We start from the raw sequence: 18570 nt of genomic DNA, 5'->3' as shown, positions 1-18570 counted from the left end.
GATTGTTATAAAACGAAAAGTATATTACATTTAAGTGAATGTGATATACAATATTGTTGTTAGAAAAGGAAGAGGTATGCTATACTATTTTTGTGAAACAAATCGATCAGAAAACTTATCATTTGTTGAAAAATAAGGTATGATGGATAAAAATAAAGTGAAGCTTTCTAAGTATAATATAATGTAGAAAGTGAAGAACTTCACGCTCTTTAGAGTGTGTATGTATTTTATCTCTAGAGTGGTAGGAAAATAGAGGGGGAAAATCATGACAAAGCTGCAACGTATTCAAAAAGTATTGGTAGCTAACCGTGGAGAGATAGCAATTCGTGTGTTCCGAGCATGTTCAGAACTTGGATTAAACACAGTTGCGATCTATTCTAAAGAGGATAGCGGTTCTTATCATCGCTATAAAGCCGATGAGTCCTATTTAGTTGGGGAAGGGAAAAAGCCAATTGATGCTTATCTAGATATTGAAGGCATTATTGAGATTGCGAAAAGTAATCATGTAGATGCAATCCACCCTGGATATGGTTTCTTGTCAGAAAATATTCAATTTGCAAAACGTTGTGAAGAAGAAGGGATTATCTTTATCGGTCCAAAAAGTAAGCATTTAGACATGTTTGGAGATAAAGTTAAAGCAAGAACACAAGCGCAGCTAGCACAAATTCCAATTATTCCTGGTAGTGATGGTCCAGTAAATTCAATAGAAGAAGTTGAAGAATTTGCTGAAAAGTATGATTACCCGATTATTATTAAAGCATCCCTTGGTGGCGGCGGTCGCGGTATGCGTATTGTACGTGCTAGTGAAGAATTAAGAGAATCGTATAATCGCGCGAAATCAGAAGCAAAAGCAGCCTTTGGTAATGATGAAGTGTACGTTGAAAAATTCGTTGAAAAACCTAAACATATAGAAGTACAAATTTTAGCAGATGAAGAAGGTAATGTTGTTCATTTGTATGAGCGTGATTGCTCTGTACAACGACGCCATCAAAAAGTAGTTGAAATTGCACCGAGCGTGTCGCTTTCAGATGATTTGCGTCAGCGTATTTGTGATGCTGCAGTAAAGTTAACGAAAAATGTAAATTATTTAAATGCTGGAACGGTAGAATTCCTTGTAAAAGGTGATGAGTTTTACTTCATTGAAGTAAACCCACGTGTTCAAGTTGAACATACGATTACAGAGATGATTACAGGAGTGGATATCGTTCAATCGCAAATTTTAATAGCTGATGGACATGCATTACATAGCAAAATGGTAGGTGTTCCTAAGCAAGAGGAAGTGGTTGTGCATGGATTTGCAATCCAATCTCGTGTAACAACAGAAGACCCACTTAATAACTTTATGCCTGATACAGGAAAGATTATGGCGTACCGATCAGGTGGTGGTTTTGGTGTTCGTCTTGATACAGGTAATAGTTTCCAAGGTGCAGTTATTACACCGTACTACGATTCTTTACTTGTAAAAGTTACTACTTGGGCACTTACTTTTGAACAAGCCGCTGCAAAAATGGAACGTAACTTAAAAGAATTCCGTATTCGTGGTATTAAAACAAATATTCCATTCCTAGAGAATGTAGTAAAACATAAAAACTTCTTATCAGGAGAATATGACACTTCATTTATTGACGCGTCACCTGAACTATTCTTGTTCCCGAAACGTAAAGACCGCGGAACAAAAATGTTAAATTATATTGGTACAGTAACAGTAAATGGCTTCCCGGGAGTAGGGAAAAAAGAGAAACCAATTTTCCCAGATGCTCGTATACCAAATGTGATACACTCAGAGCCAATGCAAAATGGAACGAAACAAATTTTGGATGAGCGTGGAGCGGATGGATTAGTAAAGTGGGTACAAGATCAAAAGCGTGTACTTTTAACTGATACAACATTCCGTGATGCACATCAGTCATTACTTGCAACTCGTGTTCGTACAAAAGATTTACATCACATTGCAGAGCCGACAGCGAGAATGTTACCAAACTTATTCTCAGCAGAAATGTGGGGCGGTGCAACGTTTGATGTTGCATATCGTTTCTTGAAAGAAGATCCATGGGAACGATTACTAGATCTTCGTGAAAAAATGCCAAACGTTTTATTCCAAATGTTACTTCGTTCTTCAAACGCAGTTGGATACAAAAACTATCCAGATAATTTAATTCAAAAATTTGTAGAATGTTCCGCGCAAGCCGGAATTGATGTGTTCCGTATTTTTGATAGCTTAAACTGGGTAGAAGGCATGAGAGTTGCAATTGATGCTGTACGAGATACTGGTAAGATTGCAGAAGCAACAATGTGTTACACAGGAGACATTCATGATCCGTTACGCAGTAAATATGATTTAAATTATTATAAAAATTTAGCAAAAGAGTTGGAAGCATCAGGAGCTCACATTTTAGGAATTAAAGATATGGCGGGCTTACTAAAGCCAAACGCAGCATATGATTTAGTTTCAGCACTAAAAGAGACGGTGTCGATTCCAATTCACCTGCATACACACGATACGAGCGGAAATGGTATTTTAACGTATACGAAGGCGATTGAAGCAGGTGTTGATATTGTTGATGTAGCGGTGAGTTCTATGGCTGGTCAAACGTCACAGCCGAGTGCGAATACATTATACTATGCGTTAGGTGGAAACGAAAGACAACCAGATGTTAATATAGACTCATTAGAAAAACTATCTCATTATTGGGAAGATGTACGAAAATACTATGCTCCATTTGAAAGTGGTATGAATGCTCCTCACACAGAGGTATATATGCATGAAATGCCGGGTGGACAGTATAGTAATCTTCAACAACAAGCAAAAGCGGTTGGTTTAGGAGATCGCTTTGATGAAGTTAAAGTGATGTATCGCCGTGTTAATGATATGTTTGGCGATATTGTAAAAGTAACACCATCATCTAAAGTTGTCGGTGATATGGCATTATTTATGGTTCAAAATCACCTAACAGAACAAGATATTTTAGAACGTGGACATGCTATGGACTTCCCAGGATCTGTTGTTGAAATGTTCTCTGGAGATTTAGGACAACCATATGGTGGTTTCCCGAAAGAATTACAAAAAATTATTTTAAAAGGGAAAGAGCCATTAACAGTAAGACCGGGTGAATTATTAGAACCAGTAGATTTTGATGCTTTAAAAGAAGAGTTATTCCACAAACTTGGACGCGAAGTAACAATTTTTGATGTAGTCGCATATGCATTGTATCCAAAAGTATTTATGGACTACGAAAAAGTTGCTGGGATTTATGGAAATGTATCTGTGCTTGATACACCGACATTCTTCTATGGTATGAGACTTGGTGAAGAAATTGATGTGGAAATCGAGCAAGGTAAAACATTGATGGTTAAACTAGTTTCCATTGGGGAGCCACAGCCAGATGGAAATCGTGTGCTTTACCTGGAGTTTAATGGACAACCGCGTGAAATCGTAGTGAAAGATGAAAGCGTGAAATCAACTGTTGCACAGCGTGTGAAGGGGAATCGTGAAAATCCAAATCATATTAGCGCAACGATGCCGGGAACTGTTATTAAAGTAGTTGTAAAAGAAGGCGATGAAGTGAAAAAAGGTGATTCCATGGCAATTACAGAAGCTATGAAAATGGAAACGACGGTTCAAGCGCCATTTAGTGGTAAAGTGAAAAAAGTATATGTAAATGATGGGGATGCAATTCAAACGGGAGATTTACTCATTGAATTAGATCATTAAAATAAAGAAAAAGAGCTGTGCGAAAGCAGCTCTTTTTTGTGTGTAAATAATACCTTGCCGAATTGGCAAGGTATTAAAGTTTTACTTTATTTTGTTTGCTTAGAAGTTGATTCAGTTTCTTTTGCATTGACTGTACTTCTTGTACCTATCATAACTAAATAGCATAGTACAGCAAACAGGCAAGAAATGAAGAGCGAATGTAATAATGCCATTGCTAAACTAGCATTTGTAAATACGACTAAAATCCCTACTATAGCTTGAAGTGTAACAAGGATAAATGAAATAATCCATCCCCAGTATACTACACGCTGCTGCTTGTAATGGCGAATAGCGATAATCATCGCATATAGTATCCAAGCGAAAATTAACATCGCTGCAACTCTATGTCCCATTTGAACCCACTCATGTAGTTGAGTTGGCATAGGTCTATTTTTGCTACATAAAGGGAAGTCTGGACAGGCTAAGGTAGCTCGTTCGTGACGTACTAAAGCTCCTGTGTAGACAACGATATAACTGTAAATTGTTACACCATAAATATGAAATTTCATTTTTTTGTCCATAATGAGTGAACGTGCATCAAATTTCTGATCAATTTCAAAAATAAGACACGTTAACAAGATGACAGAAGCAAATGAAATTAAGGAAATACCGAAATGAATAGCTAATACAGCAGGCATTTGACCCCAAACAACCGCCGCCGCCCCCATTAATGCTTGTGCAACTAAAAATACGAAGGATAAAATTGCTAACGTCTTTGTTTCGCGCACATGTTTATAATATTTCCAGGACAAGATACAAAGAAGAGTAACAAGGATTCCTGCTGATCCAGATGTTAAGCGGTGACTTAGCTCAATAATAGTCTCCATTGATAAATTAGATGGAACAAATTCACCGTTACAAAGAGGCCATGATTTGCCGCATCCTTGGCCTGAACCCGTTTTTGTAACTAAAGCGCCTCCTAGTAAAACTACTAATAAATCGAGACTTGTAATGACTGCTAACCATTTAATAAAGCGTTGCAATCTCTTTCACCATCTTTCTGCTATGAAGTTATTGCGAAATATTTTCATTCCATTATGTATAGAATAAAACGTGCTACAGTCCTATGATATATAAAAAATAATAAAATAGCAAAGAAATGGAGGGCGAGGACAACGTACGTATTATAAAGAAAAAAATGGGATTTAAAATACATATTTTAGGAGGAATTTAGGCTATTTTGAAAAGAAATGGGGAGAATACATGCTAAATATGACAAAATAGTTTATTATAGAAGATAACATCATGTTATGATAAGGATAAATTAGAATAAAGTTTTTTAATGTTCGACACAAAAAGTTCATGTTTTCTTCACAAAATGTTCGGGAAATGTGATTTAATATATTGGAGTATGGGCGTAGATTAGTAGTAGAATGGGTTAACAATATTTCTACTGTAATAATATTGCTATATAGAAGCGAAATATTTCACATGAAATATATGCTTAGAAAGATGATAGGTTTAAGAGGGGGTTAAAGTGATGAACCATGCAACAAGTGAGCTGCATGATGAGTCAGCTGTTTCAATTGTACCGGAAACAACTCGGTTACAAGATTTATCAGCGCTCGTTAAAATGGGGATTGTAAACTCAAATACACTTACTGTATTTACAGGATTTTGGTTGGCTTTACATTTTAATGGATTGAGTGTTATGGACAATCTAGATAAGTTATTTTTCACAATCGTTGGTTCGGCATTAATTATGGCAGGGGTATGTTGTTTAAATAACTACATTGACCGAGATATCGATCCATTAATGGAAAGAACAAAAAACCGTCCAACGGTAACAGGTAAATATAAACCTGGCTTTGCACTTGCATTTGGACTTGTAATTTTACTTCTTGGCTTTGCATTTTTATTACTTACTACACCGATGGCAGTGTTAATCTCATTTATTGGTGCCTTCACATATGTTGTTTTATATACGTTATGGACGAAGAGAAAATATACGTTAAATACTGTTGTAGGTAGTATATCAGGAGCAGTTCCACCTTTAATTGGATGGGCGGCAATTGATCCGTCTTTAAATCATCCAATTGCTTGGATGTTATTTTTAATTATGTTTATTTGGCAAATCCCACATTTCCTCGCATTAGCGATGAAGCGTGTTGATGAATATCGAAATGCAGGAATCCCAATGCTTCCTGTTGTACAGGGATTTGATATTACGAAACGTCAGATTATGATTTGGACAGTATGTTTATTACCACTACCATTTTATATGAGTGGACTTGGAATAACATTCATGGTAATTGCAACATTGCTTAACATCGGATGGATCGCATTAGGGCTTTATGGCTTCCGTCAGCAAGATGACATCAAGTGGTCCGTAAAAATGTTTGTTTATTCCCTGAATTACTTAACAATCTTATTTGTGTCAATGATTGTAGTTACATTCTTCTAAGACAACGACATGATTGGATTTCTTTACGTTGAGATTTACTTTACTTAACTATAAAGTACAATCTAATTCACAAAGAAAGTGGGGGTTGTTTGTATGAAGAAACAGTGGCGACTGCTTTCGTTCGTTTCACTGCTGGCTTTACTGTTAGGGGGATGCGGTAAAGCTTTTCAGTCTACTTTAATTCCGCAAGGGGAAGTAGCAAAAATGCAATATGATTTGCTCTTACTAGCGAGTGCAATCATGGTAGGAGTAGTACTTGTAGTTACTATTATTTTCTTATATGTAATTGTGCGTTTCCGACAAAAAAAGGGTGAGGAAGATTATATTCCAGAGCAAGTTGAAGGAAATCACAAACTAGAAATTATATGGACAGTCATTCCGATTATTCTTTTGTTAATCTTGGCTGTTCCGACTGTTACATATACATTCAAGCTTGCTGATGTAAGTGCGATGGAGAAAAAGAATATTGATAAAGATACTATCGTTGTTGATGTAACAGCGAATCTTTATTGGTGGGAATTTTCTTATAAATCAGAAAAAATAGTAACTTCTCAAGATTTAGTTATCCCCACAGGTAAGAAAGTGTATTTGAATTTGAAGGGTGCCGATATTAAACATTCGTTTTGGGTTCCATCTTTAGCTGGGAAAATGGATACAAATACAGATAATGTAAACAAAATGTGGTTAAAGGCAGATAAATCGGGCACTTATAATGGTTTTTGTACAGAATTTTGTGGCCCATCACATTCTTTAATGCAGTTCAAAGTGAAAGCTCTGGATGAAAGCGAGTACAAAAAGTGGCTTGCTGACATGAAGAAGATTGATGGAAAAAAAGAAGTAGCTTCTACAAAGGCGCAAGAGGGTCAAGAAATATTTAATAAAAGCTGTATTGGTTGTCATGCAGTTGGATCAAATGATAGTAGACCACCTTCTGCTCGTATCGCACCGAACTTAGCAAACTTCGCAGATCGCGATATGGTTGCTGGTATTGCCGAAAATAATGAAGAGAACTTAAAAAAATGGCTCAAAGATCCTGAAAATATGAAACCAGGTAATAAAATGACTGGTAAATATGGCAACTTAACGGATGATCAAATTAATGCATTAAATGCATATTTACAAACGTTAAAGATTGAAAAATAAAGAGGGATCATTTGCGAAGGGGAGGTTGAAAACGTGAGTTCTGTAGCAAAAAAACAGGGGATGGGTGCTGTCATATGGGATTATTTAACGACAGTAGACCATAAAAAGATTGCCATTCTCTATTTAATTGCAGGTGGATTGTTTTTTGTAATAGGTGGAATAGAAGCACTATTTATTCGCCTGCAGTTAGCGATTCCTAACAATGCTTTTCTTGTTGGGGATGCTTATAATCAAGTATTAACGATGCACGGTACAACAATGATTTTCCTCGCAGCTATGCCACTCGTGTTTGCATTTATGAACGCCGCTGTACCACTTCAAATTGGAGCACGTGATGTGGCGTTCCCGTTTTTGAATTCGCTCGGATTTTGGTTATTTTTCTTTGGTGGATTATTTTTAAATTTAAGTTGGTTTTTAGGAGGAGCGCCTGATGCAGGGTGGACATCGTATGCATCTTTAGCTTTAGCCTCTAAAGGACATGGTGTTGATTTTTATGTACTCGGCTTGCAAATATCAGGTATTGGTACATTAATTGGAGGTATTAACTTCCTTGTTACAATTATTAATATGCGCGCGCCAGGGATGACGTACATGCGCATGCCGATGTTTACATGGACAACATTTGTAACATCTTCACTTATTTTATTTGCATTTCCACCATTAACTGTAGGATTAGGACTTTTAATGTTAGATCGTTTATTTGGCACAAGTTTCTTTAATCCGGCACTAGGTGGGAACACGATTATATGGGAGCATTTATTCTGGATCTTCGGTCATCCGGAAGTATACATTCTTATACTCCCAGCTTTCGGAATATTCTCAGAAATCTTCGCCACATTTTCGAAAAAACGATTATTCGGTTATTCCTCTATGGTGTTCGCGACAGTATTAATAGGGTTTTTAGGATTTATGGTATGGGCGCATCATATGTTTACTGTTGGTCTTGGGCCTGTTGCAAATGCTATCTTCTCGGTTGCAACAATGGCGATTGCAGTTCCAACGGGTATTAAAATATTTAACTGGCTCTTTACAATGTGGGGTGGAAGTATTAGGTTTACAACACCAATGATGTGGGCGGTAGCTTTTATTCCATCCTTCGTTATGGGTGGAGTTACAGGTGTTATGCTTGCTTCTGCACCAGCTGATTATCAGTTTCATGATAATTATTTCGTAGTAGCACACTTTCATTATGTAATTGTTGGTGGTGTTGTATTTGGTTTACTTGCAGGTGCGCATTATTATTGGCCACTTATGTTTAATAAAGTATTAAATGAAACATTAGGTAAGATAACATTTTGGTTATTCTTTATCGGTTTCCATTTAACATTCTTTATTCAGCATTTCCTTGGATTGATTGGTATGCCACGTCGTTACTACACATATCTTGAGGGCCAAGGGTTGGAAATGGGGAATATGATTAGTTCTATCGGAGCTGTGTTTATGGCTCTTGGAACGATTGTTCTTTTATTCAATGTAATAAAAACAACGGTATCAAAAGAGAAGGCTGGCCGTGATCCATGGGATGGACGTACATTAGAATGGACAATGCCAGCACCAACACCGGAATACAATTTTAAACAATTGCCATTTGTTCGCGGGTTAGATCCGTTTTGGATTGAAAAACGTGAAGGTAATAAAGAGATGACAGCAGCGGAACCAGTTGGTGATATTCATATGCCAAATGCTTCATTTTCACCATTTATCATTTCTCTAGGCTTATTCATAGCAGCATTCGGTGCGATGTATATGCAGGGTGGCAAAGATAAATTTTGGTTATTAGTAGCGATTATCGGTTTAATCATTACGTTTGGTACAATGTTCCTTCGTTCAGTAATTGATGATCATGGATATCATATTCATAAGGAAGATTTAGATGATAAGGGGGGCAAGGCGTAATGCATGTAGATGAGAAATTAACGAATGAAACATTTCCAGCAGAGCCTGAAAAAGCAACCCTTGAGGGGAAAAATAAGTTTGTTGGTTTTTGGTTATTTCTTGGAGGCGAAACAGTGTTGTTCGCTTCCTTATTTGGCACATATTTAGCGTTAAAGAACTCTACAAATGGTGGACCAACATCTCAAGAGATGTTTCAAATGCCACTCGTTTTCATTATGACGATGCTTTTGTTAACAAGTAGTTTAACGAGTGTATACGCAATGTATCATATGAAAAATTTTAACTTTAAGAAAATGCAACTTTGGTTACTTGTAACAGTGTTGCTTGGCTTAGGATTTTTGGGGTTTGAAATATATGAGTTTTATCATTATACGCATGAATTTAAGCATACTATGAGAAGTAGTGCATTTGGTTCTGCATTTTATGCTCTTGTTGGTACACACGGGCTCCACGTGTTGTTTGGATTATGTTGGATTTTAACATTAATCTTTAGAAACGCGAAGAGAGGCTTAAATTTATACAACGCACCAAAGTTTTATGTTGCATCAATTTATTGGCACTTTATTGACGTAGTTTGGGTGTTTATTTTCACTGTAGTATATTTGATGGGAATGGTGGGATAAACAATGGCGGTTAAGCAAACGAATAATCCTAAGGTGGATCTTGTTTATCGGAAGAGAAAAAGTGCAGAGGAAATGAAGCACCAAGTTGTTACATTTTCACTAATGATTTTTTTAACATTAGTTGCATTTGCAGCGGTGGCATATCCGAAAACATTTAGCCCGATTTTTTCGGTTCCATTTATATTATTGTTAGCAGTCATTCAAGTTATATTTCAGTTATATTATTTCATGCATATGAATCATAAAGGGCATGAAGCGGCGAGTTTCTTCTTGTACTCTGGATTGTTAATTGGTTTATTAACAATATTAGCCTTTATGACAATTGTGTGGATTTAAACAGTGATAGTAGGGGGCTCTGATATATCAAAGCCCTCTTTTTATATGAAATATAAGAATTTTGAAAAGGTAGGTGTGGAAATGGAAAACTTATGGGTATTTGGTTTTCAAGCTTTATGGAGTCCAATTTTTTTATTATTTATGATCTCGATTCTTATTAGTTATTTTTTAATTATTGGACCGTATAGAACGCGATTTGAAAATGCGACGAAGGTAAGTAAGAAGCAAATTTTTTATTTTACGACCGGGATTGTTCTTTTGTATGTTGTAAAGGGAGGACCTATTGATTTAATTGGTCATATCATATTTAGTGCACATATGTTTGAGATGGCAGTAATGTATATTGCGGTGCCTCCGTTATTACTGCTTGGTATACCTGTTTGGTTATATCGTTATATTACTTCTTTTAAGTTCGTTCAAATTGTGATAAAGTTTTTTGCTAAGCCGCTTATTGCGTTGTTTGTATTTAATGGCCTGTTTTCCTTTTATCATTTGCCAATTGTTTTTGATGCAGTAAAACAAAGTCAAATAGCGCATCCTATTTGCCTTGCTATATTGTTTTTTGCAGCAATGATGATGTGGTGGCCAATGTTAAATCCACTGCCAGAATATCAAACTTTAAGTGATATTAAGAAGCTTGGTTACATGTTTGCTAATGGTATTTTATTAACGCCAGCTTGTGCGTTAATAATTTTTGCGACTGCACCATTATTTGCAACATATACAGATCCGGCCGCTTGGATGAAGGCAATGGAACTCTGTGTACCGGCGGGTACTTTATCAGATTTAAATATAACTGGACCAGAATTTTTACATTGGATGCCGGTAGTACAAGACCAGCAAACAGGTGGTATTATTATGAAAATTGTCCAGGAAATAGTGTACGGTACGATTATCGGTTATGTGTTCTTTAAATGGGCACGTAGAGAGCGTGAAAAGGATAAAGAGCAGCTGCAAGAGTTACCTCCTTATTTGCAGACGAAATAAAAACTAGCGCATCGTGTTAATGCGCTAGTTTTTTTGTTATTCAATAATTTGAAATTCTTTTAACTCTTTTTCAATATTTTGTAGGAGTTGTTCGCTTTTTTGAAGTACATTCGTTGGAAAAATCTCATCATCGCCATATTCAACGCCATGAGGATAATAATGTTTTCCTAATAAGGGTGGCAATAGTTTTACTTGAGCGTGTCTGCCGCCGATGTCACCTTCAACAGCAAATCCTTGTACACGTAAATAATAAATATCCTTTAATATTTCAAATTTATAATCATATGTAACGCGTTCGTAATCCCATTGTCCGGCAAGTACAAAATGATTGTTTTCCATAATCTCAGTTAAAAGAGTTAGATCAACGACTGCATCAGTAAAGTTTGTATTTGTAAATTGCATAAAATACCTCCTTGTTTTAATGTTAGTTCATTATTTTTATAATAGTACGAATAATAAGAAAGTGCAATTCGTATTGCGAGAAAAGGGATAATCCAGACTTTTTTCGTGAAAATATGATATAGTGAAAAGAGTACGGTACACACAAAAAAGGAAAAAAAAGGATTTGTGTATATCTCGATTTTATGCTTTGTTCAGGAGGTATATCGTTTGAAGAAATTATTGCGTATCGTAATGATTACATTTTTAATTTTAGCTGTTGATTTATACGGGAAGTTACTCGTGTCACAATATATATTAACCCCATCTCACTCTAAGCAAGAAAATAAAATTGTGAAAAAGAAGAAGCAAGTAAATGAAGAATCCACAGACACTGTTTTAAATATGATCGGTGGGGACTCTGAGAATTTATTAGCGAAGTGGGGCGAACCATCTCGAATAGAGCCGTCTGCTTATGGATATGAATGGTGGGTGTATAATCAAGATTTAGCTCAGTATGTTCAATTTGGAGTTGCTGAACGTAAAGTTGTAACGGCGTATGTTGCTGGTGAGCAAGTTAAGGTGGCTCCCTATTATATAAATGAAAAGTATGAAGAGGTATATAAAAAGAATCCACTTTCACATGAGATTTCATTAAAAAGAGGAAAGAATAGTTATCAATTTGAGTTATCTGATACGGAAGTAATGGAACAACCGCTAGTACCTGTAGAAGATGGATGGGCACAATTATACTTTGATCACTTTACACATGAGCTTGTTGGTCTTCGTTATATGGATGATGAAACGCTATTACGACAAAGACCATATCAACTTGTTTATTCAGGTGAATTAATAGCGGAACAGCCGCTGACGCCAGAAAAAATGAAGCAAGTAGAAAATGGAAATATGCAACAAATTCTCGATTTAACAAATATTATTCGGAGTCGTCATCAATTACCGTTGTTAACGTTGGATCAACAAACTGCAGATGTTGCATTTGGCCATAGTAAAGATATGAAGGATAATAATTATTTTTCACACGATTCACCTACTTTTGGTACGTTAGGAGATCGCTTGCAACGTGGGCAAGTGGCTTTTCAACTTGCTGGTGAGAATATAGCGGCGCAACATAGCGATGGAATTGCGGCGGTACAAGGTTGGTTAAATAGTGAGGGTCACAGAAAGAATTTATTAAATGAGCAATTTACTGGATTAGGTGTTGGGGTATATGATAAATTTTATACTCAAAACTTTATCCGAAAATAAAATGAAACTTTAATCAGTGGAGGGCATCCTTCAATGATTATTAGCCTTCACCAATCGGGCTTTAACTGTCCACAAATAGGAAGATAAAAAGGTGCATGAATCGTCTAAAAATAGGCGAACCATGTGCCTTTTTTTTCTTACAATATAGTAGATATACATGAAGAGGTGAGGATTATGCCAACAACAAAAGGGCCGTTACATCCATCGGTTCAACAGTTTAAAGAGTTTGTAAACCATCACCCTAAAATGGTTCATGAGGTTAGAAGTGGTCAAAAAACTTGGCAGCAATTTTATGAAGAATGGTACTTACTTGGTGAAGAAGATCAAATATGGACAGCATATAGACCTGATGGAGCACCTGCTTTTTCTTCGGTAAAAGAAAATAAAGAAGAAAAAGAAAATCGAACAGAAGAGGAAAAAACTGCTGATGTGATGGGGCAAATGCTTTCTTTCTTTAAAAAGCTAGACGTAGAACAAATGCAACATCATTTAGCAAATGTAACGAGTGCGATTGGTAGCGTGCAACAAGTTATTCAACAATTTCAAGGAAACCGTGCGCAGCAAGAACAAAGTACTTCTGAAAATAATCCTTTTTTCTTTCAAAAGGATTAGGGGGAAAGAGAATGAGAGCAGAGCTTATGGAGTTTATAAAAGCTGATGAGGATTTAGCTCGCTATATTCGGGAACAGCCATACTGGTACCGGAAATTGACGCGTAACCCAGAAGAAAAAGAAGCTTTTGAGTTAGCTGCCATGCAGCATTTCAAAAAAACGATACCAGATAAAGTGGAAAAATTTCAAAATCAATTGGCCGTTGCTTCAATTATGATTGATATGTTCCAGTATATGAAGCAGCAAAATACGACGTAATTGGAAGGGAAAACTATGTCCGTTATGCAAAACTTTTGTTACAATAGAATCGGATTATTTAAAAAAGGAGTTGCAGCATGACGGAAATTTGTTTAGTACGACATGGACAAACTGATTGGAACTTTCAAGAGATTATTCAAGGGCGCGAAGATATTCCACTCAATGAAGTTGGGAAGAAGCAAGCGAGTCAAAGTGCAGCTGCCTTGCAAGCGGAATCGTGGGATATAATTATAAGTAGCCCGTTAATTAGAGCGCAAGAAACAGCTAAGGAAATTGCTGGGGCTATTGGATTACCATCTATTTTATTAGATGAGCGATTTATGGAACGTAATTTTGGCGAAGCTTCTGGGAAACCAGTTGCGGCCGTTAGAGAGTTAATTACAGAAGGTAATGTAGAAGGAATGGAGCAGGATGAAGAAATTGTAGAGCGCTGTTTTACGGCTTTACAACAGGTTGCAGCAGCACATGGAGATAAACGTATTATCATTGTTGCGCATTCACATGCAATAAAAGCTATTTTACACGCAATTGCACCAAATGAAATTACATTTAAAACGCCGTTAAAAAACGCATGTATTAGCTACGTGAAAGAGAATAGCGGGAAATGGGATGTTCTTAAATATAATATTGCGGAGCATATTAGTGTATAAGAGTGCAAGGAGATTGTATGAAAAGTAATTAGAATCATATCTTTCTTTTAGGTGAGACACTTCAATTAGTAGTTCTGTTCCAAATGTGTTATGATGAATACTCGGAGGTGTCTCTCATGATTGTAGCGACGCTGGAAAGCGTATTGATTTTAGATAAGGCAGAGCAGCTTGCAAAAGCGATCATCTGTTCAGATATAGCAGAAGATTACCGTAAGTATTATAAGGATTTACAAGAAGATATAGAAGTTCAGACGCTAATTCAGCAATTTACAGCGATGAAAGAGCGATACGAAGAAGTGCAACGTTTTGGTAAATATCATCCTGATTATACTTTCGTTTCGACGAAAATGAGGGAATTAAAGCGTTCTGTAGATATGCATGATAAGGTTGCGACCTTTAAAAGAGCAGAAACAACTTTACAGAAGTTATTAGATGAAGTTAGTGTAGCAATTGGTTCTGAGGTGTCTTCTTCCGTTAAAGTTCCAACAGGAAATCCGTTTTTTGATGCGGGTGGCTGTGGCGGTGGTTGTGGTACCGGAGGCGGTTGTGGTTGTAAAAAAACGGGGTAATTTACCCCGTTTTTTAGAATATAGAAGAAAACGTATACAGAGTTTGTTCTTTAATGTCATAAATTTATGATTGGTTTTCATAAAATATAAGAATATAAGTTTTTAAAAGGAGAAGATGGAGAAGATTATGTTCGGGCAACGACAAAGTATGATTGTTTATTTACATTCATTGAAACATGCCAAGATTTTAAGGAAATATGGTAACATTCATTACATATCAAAACGTTTGAAATATGCCGTTGTATATTGTGATATGGAACAAATTGAGCATATGATGCAAAAATTGAATAAACTTCCTTTTGTAAAAAAAGTAGAACAGTCGTATCGCCCATTTTTAAAAACGGAATTCGAAAATTCGCGTCCTGATCGGGCAAAAGAATACGATTATAGCTAAGTAAAAAAATCCCCTGCTAAATTTAGCAGGGGATTTTTTTACTTGAAATAACGTGTTATTTCATTGGAGGAATGAAATTGTTCATTCGTAAAATACCAATTAGATGATTAAAAAATAGTTCTTTTTCAGGGAAAGTTGTTGATGGTTTTACAGTAAAGGGAGTAACTTTTTTCCCTATTTGTTCCGCCATTTCTTCAAATAAAACGACACGTTTACTTTTTTTATTTTCAAGTACAGGAATGCCTTCACGACATATGTATAATGGTTGGAAATCACCAGTAGTTGTCGGTTTTAGTATTACAACAAGTGAACACACTTTTTTTTCGTTTTTTACAGTTTCGAATTGTAACATATGTGTTACACGTTCTTGGTTTTTTTTGGCAATTTCAAGTAATTCATATAAGTCAGAGTAGCCTTCTCCGAGTTCTATAAAGCGTTGAATCATATTTTTTCCTCCTCTTTCTTTTACTGTACCACCTGACTTTTTAAATGAAAAGTAGACAAATAAAAAAACCCTGCAAAGCAGGGCCCTTCTAATACTAGTATGTACTACTAGTAAGAAGGCAAAGGGAGAGGAGAAACCGGAGGAAGAACTTATGGGGAAACGTAAGTCTTCTCCGCGGTTGGCAACAACATCGAAAATGATGTTGTTATATTTATTTATGTCCAATCTAAAATGAAGATATACATAATGAAATTAAAATTTATGTTAGGCTTTTTATTTTTCTTTTTTTTATTTTATGATAGGATAAAAAAGGTAAAGTGGAACTGATGTACATAGAGGGTTGTTGCTTGCAAATAGTGAAATGGATATGAAAGAAATAGCGAGCGATTATTTTAACTGAGGTTTTCAATTAGTTAAATAACAGATTAATGAAAAAATGTATGAAATAGTATGAATCGGTAGCGGTTACCGAATTGAAATGAATTTGCTGTAATCGCTCTATAGATTGAAATAAAGGTAGTGACAACAGATGAGAGTAGTTTCAGGAAAATGTAAAGGGCACCCACTTAAAGCGGTACCTGGTAATACAACGCGTCCAACGACAGATAAAGTGAAAGAATCTATTTTTAATATGATAGGTCCTTATTATGATGGTGGTATCGCTCTTGATTTATTTGGTGGTAGCGGTGGTCTTGGAATTGAGGCCATAAGTAGAGGGATTGATAAAGCGATTTTTGTTGACCGAGATAGTAAAGCGATAAAAGTCATTCATCAAAATTTAGAAAGCTGTAGACTACAAGAACAAGCTGAAGTGTACCGAAATGATGCAGAGCGTGCGGTAAAGGCGCTTATAAAGCGTGAAATATCATTCGATCTTATACTAATAGACCCTCCATATAAAGCTCAAAAAATTGTGTCTTTAGTTAGTGTAATGGATCAACATGGATTGTTAAATAAAGATGGCATCATTATGGCAGAGCATGGGGATGACGTGGTTTTACCTGATTCTATAGGAGAGCTTGTAAAAGTACGGGCAGAAAACTACGGGATTACAGCAATTTCGATTTATAAGTATGAAGGTGAGGGGACAGAATGACAAGTATAGCTATTTCTTCAGGGAGTTTTGATCCAATTACCCTTGGACATTTGGATATTATTAAAAGGGGAGCAAAAGTATTTGATGAAGTATATGTAGTTGTTTTAAACAATTCATCAAAAAAACCATTCTTTTCGGTAGAAGAACGCCTAGAGTTAATTCGAGAGGCGACAAAGGATATTCCGAATGTAAAAGTTGATTCACATAGTGGATTATTGGTGGAATATGCAAAAATGCGTAATGCAAATGCAATATTACGTGGTTTGCGAGCAGTTTCTGATTTTGAATATGAGATGCAAATTACTTCAATGAATCGAAAATTAGACGAAAATATCGAAACTTTCTTCATTATGACAAATAATCAATATTCATTTTTAAGTTCAAGTATTGTGAAAGAAGTTGCGAGATATGGTGGGAGTGTAGTAGACCTTGTTCCTCCGATTGTAGAGCGTGCTTTAAAAGAAAAGTTTAAAACCCCGTTAAAGTGAACGGGGTTTTTCTTTATGAATGCGTAAAAACAATAAGATGACATACAAATATAAACAAAATAAGGTGAAGATTGGTCCGTAGTGTATAAATGATGTCCAAATATCAGTTAGTGTATAAGAATGATTCAATAAAAATACGGGAAGATCTTCTTGCGTAGGCGAGAAAGAATGAACTTTTTCATAAAATGGTCCCCAAAATATAAAAGTGAAAATAGGAGCGAGAATACTTTGGATAATTCGAGCTAAAAAATATGGTTTAAAGCGGATATCTGTCTCCGCTAATATGCTTGCTACTTGTGCCTGAATAGAAAGACCGCTAAATGCTAAAATGAAGCTTGTTACCATCGCTTGTTGAAGAAGTGTTGATTCATTAATTTGACTAATCATTTGGCTTCCAAGCGTCATTTCAAAAATACCGGATAATATCGGAATACTAAATTGGGATGTAAGTTGGAAGAATGATAAAATATGTTGCATAATAAAAGAAAGCGCTTCTGTAATTTTGAAAACAGTAATCATTTTATTTAAAACAGAGAATAAAATAATAAACCCACCAATCATGAGCAATGTTTGAATAGAAGAAACGATAGCGTCACCGAGTAGTTTTCCGATTGGTCTTTTTTCTTGCATACGTGTTTGGTGGAGGATGGAAAAAGGGTTTTGAAAGGCACGCTTTTGATTCGTATGTTTGTCTTTTATGTAAGTATCGTTATTACCATAAAAGCGCATAAGTAATCCGACGATAAAGTTACTTATATAATGTGCTGCTGCTAATACGAGTCCTAATTTCGGATTATTGAAAAAACCAATAGAAACCGCTCCGAAAATAAAAAGTGGATTAGAAGAATTTGTGAAAGATACGAGTCGTTCCGCTTCAATTTGTGTTAGTTGATTGCTCTTGCGTAGTCTAGCGCTTAATTTGGCGCCAGCGGGGAATCCTGAAGCCATTCCCATTGCCCAAACAAATCCGCCTACCCCTGGAACACGAAACAGTGGACGCATTAGTGGTTCTAATATAACACCGATAAATTTTACAATACCAATACTGATTAGAAGTTCCGCAATGATGAAAAACGGTAGTAGTGAAGGGAATACAACTTCCCACCATATATTTAACCCGCGAATTGAAGCTTGCAAAGCATCTTGGGGGTGAAGTACAAGAGAAAAGGTTAAAAATAACATTGATATGGTAAGAAAAGCAGTTTTCCATTTTTCGTACATGTAAGAAAATCCCCCTTTGTCCCAAAAACGTTCATTTCAGTATACGTGGATATG

Annotated in this window: 19 protein-coding genes; 15 read left to right on the top strand and 4 right to left on the bottom strand. The window is 36.0% G+C overall.

All coding sequences use genetic code 11. The features are described from left to right. The first annotated feature begins 265 nt into the window (after nucleotides 1–265). Nucleotides 266–3712: a pyruvate carboxylase gene (gene pyc / locus MKX37_RS19245; RefSeq protein ID WP_002167744.1), complete on the top strand. Its 3447-nt coding sequence runs from the start codon at nucleotides 266–268 to the stop codon at nucleotides 3710–3712. Between the two features lie 86 nt (nucleotides 3713–3798). On the opposite strand, the gene ctaA is transcribed toward pyc, so the two are convergent. Next, nucleotides 3799–4734, bottom strand: a complete 936-nt coding sequence (gene ctaA / locus MKX37_RS19240; RefSeq protein ID WP_002014781.1) for a heme A synthase — start codon at nucleotides 4732–4734, stop codon at nucleotides 3799–3801. Between the two features lie 497 nt (nucleotides 4735–5231). Between ctaA and cyoE the strand changes: the two genes are divergently transcribed. The 6 genes from cyoE (at nucleotide 5232) to ctaG (ending at nucleotide 11140) form a co-directional block, all read left to right on the top strand. Then, nucleotides 5232–6155 carry a heme o synthase gene (gene cyoE / locus MKX37_RS19235; protein ID WP_002033731.1) on the top strand — a complete coding sequence of 308 codons (924 nt, stop codon included), beginning with the start codon at nucleotides 5232–5234 and terminating at the stop codon, nucleotides 6153–6155. 93 nt (nucleotides 6156–6248) lie between these two features. Beyond that, entirely contained in the window at nucleotides 6249–7298 is a 1050-nt protein-coding gene (gene coxB, locus MKX37_RS19230; RefSeq protein WP_002088304.1) for a cytochrome c oxidase subunit II, read from the top strand. A 60-nt stretch (nucleotides 7299–7358) separates the two neighbouring features. Then, nucleotides 7359–9194, top strand: coding sequence for a cytochrome c oxidase subunit I (gene ctaD, locus MKX37_RS19225; RefSeq protein ID WP_002014777.1), 1836 nt, complete (start codon nucleotides 7359–7361; stop codon nucleotides 9192–9194). Continuing rightward, nucleotides 9194–9817, top strand: coding sequence for a cytochrome c oxidase subunit III (gene ctaE, locus MKX37_RS19220; RefSeq protein ID WP_000557861.1), 624 nt, complete (start codon nucleotides 9194–9196; stop codon nucleotides 9815–9817). The genes ctaD and ctaE overlap by 1 nt, the downstream gene beginning before the upstream one ends. Before the next feature lie 3 nt (nucleotides 9818–9820). After that, on the top strand, nucleotides 9821–10153 hold the full coding sequence (ctaF, locus tag MKX37_RS19215; protein WP_078421718.1) for a cytochrome c oxidase subunit IVB: 333 nt from the start codon (nucleotides 9821–9823) through the stop codon (nucleotides 10151–10153). Nucleotides 10154–10234: 81 nt separating this feature from the next. After that, nucleotides 10235–11140 (top strand): cytochrome c oxidase assembly factor CtaG, encoded by a 906-nt coding sequence (gene ctaG, locus MKX37_RS19210; protein WP_033708188.1) that lies wholly within the window; start codon nucleotides 10235–10237, stop codon nucleotides 11138–11140. 36 nt (nucleotides 11141–11176) lie between these two features. On the opposite strand, the gene MKX37_RS19205 is transcribed toward ctaG, so the two are convergent. Then, a complete protein-coding gene (locus tag MKX37_RS19205; RefSeq protein ID WP_002014773.1) occupies nucleotides 11177–11542 on the bottom strand; it encodes a YugN family protein in 366 nt (121 codons plus the stop codon). 207 nt (nucleotides 11543–11749) lie between these two features. Between MKX37_RS19205 and MKX37_RS19200 the strand changes: the two genes are divergently transcribed. From MKX37_RS19200 to MKX37_RS19175, 6 genes are all read left to right on the top strand, one after another. Further along, nucleotides 11750–12784, top strand: coding sequence for a CAP domain-containing protein (locus tag MKX37_RS19200; protein ID WP_002088298.1), 1035 nt, complete (start codon nucleotides 11750–11752; stop codon nucleotides 12782–12784). Nucleotides 12785–12958: 174 nt separating this feature from the next. Continuing rightward, nucleotides 12959–13396 carry a YlbD family protein gene (locus tag MKX37_RS19195; RefSeq protein ID WP_002088296.1) on the top strand — a complete coding sequence of 146 codons (438 nt, stop codon included), beginning with the start codon at nucleotides 12959–12961 and terminating at the stop codon, nucleotides 13394–13396. A gap of 11 nt (nucleotides 13397–13407) precedes the next feature. After that, nucleotides 13408–13653, top strand: coding sequence for a YlbE-like family protein (locus MKX37_RS19190; protein ID WP_002014770.1), 246 nt, complete (start codon nucleotides 13408–13410; stop codon nucleotides 13651–13653). A gap of 77 nt (nucleotides 13654–13730) precedes the next feature. Further along, on the top strand, nucleotides 13731–14303 hold the full coding sequence (locus tag MKX37_RS19185; protein ID WP_002014767.1) for a histidine phosphatase family protein: 573 nt from the start codon (nucleotides 13731–13733) through the stop codon (nucleotides 14301–14303). 116 nt (nucleotides 14304–14419) lie between these two features. Further along, nucleotides 14420–14872, top strand: coding sequence for a YlbF family regulator (locus MKX37_RS19180; protein ID WP_002128868.1), 453 nt, complete (start codon nucleotides 14420–14422; stop codon nucleotides 14870–14872). A gap of 127 nt (nucleotides 14873–14999) precedes the next feature. Next, entirely contained in the window at nucleotides 15000–15266 is a 267-nt protein-coding gene (locus MKX37_RS19175) for a YlbG family protein (RefSeq protein ID WP_002088292.1), read from the top strand. 55 nt (nucleotides 15267–15321) lie between these two features. On the opposite strand, the gene MKX37_RS19170 is transcribed toward MKX37_RS19175, so the two are convergent. Further along, nucleotides 15322–15711 (bottom strand): DUF7147 family protein, encoded by a 390-nt coding sequence (locus MKX37_RS19170; RefSeq protein ID WP_002128867.1) that lies wholly within the window; start codon nucleotides 15709–15711, stop codon nucleotides 15322–15324. 529 nt (nucleotides 15712–16240) lie between these two features. Here MKX37_RS19170 and rsmD point away from each other — a divergent pair. After that, entirely contained in the window at nucleotides 16241–16807 is a 567-nt protein-coding gene (rsmD, locus tag MKX37_RS19165) for a 16S rRNA (guanine(966)-N(2))-methyltransferase RsmD (RefSeq protein WP_001266992.1), read from the top strand. Continuing rightward, nucleotides 16804–17295 carry a pantetheine-phosphate adenylyltransferase gene (gene coaD, locus MKX37_RS19160; RefSeq protein WP_002128865.1) on the top strand — a complete coding sequence of 164 codons (492 nt, stop codon included), beginning with the start codon at nucleotides 16804–16806 and terminating at the stop codon, nucleotides 17293–17295. Before rsmD ends, coaD begins: the two co-directional genes overlap by 4 nt. Here coaD and ylbJ read toward each other — a convergent pair. Then, nucleotides 17287–18516: a sporulation integral membrane protein YlbJ gene (gene ylbJ, locus MKX37_RS19155; RefSeq protein WP_002033736.1), complete on the bottom strand. Its 1230-nt coding sequence runs from the start codon at nucleotides 18514–18516 to the stop codon at nucleotides 17287–17289. The genes coaD and ylbJ overlap by 9 nt on opposite strands. Nucleotides 18517–18570: the final 54 nt, after the last annotated feature.

Origin of the sequence: Bacillus sp. FSL R5-0709 (genome assembly GCF_038004785.1) — a bacterium.
Taxonomy (GTDB): Bacteria; Bacillota; Bacilli; order Bacillales; family Bacillaceae_G; genus Bacillus_A; species Bacillus_A mycoides.
The sequence above is the reverse complement of the archived record's forward strand: the minus strand, read 5'-3'. Positions and strand labels throughout refer to the sequence as shown.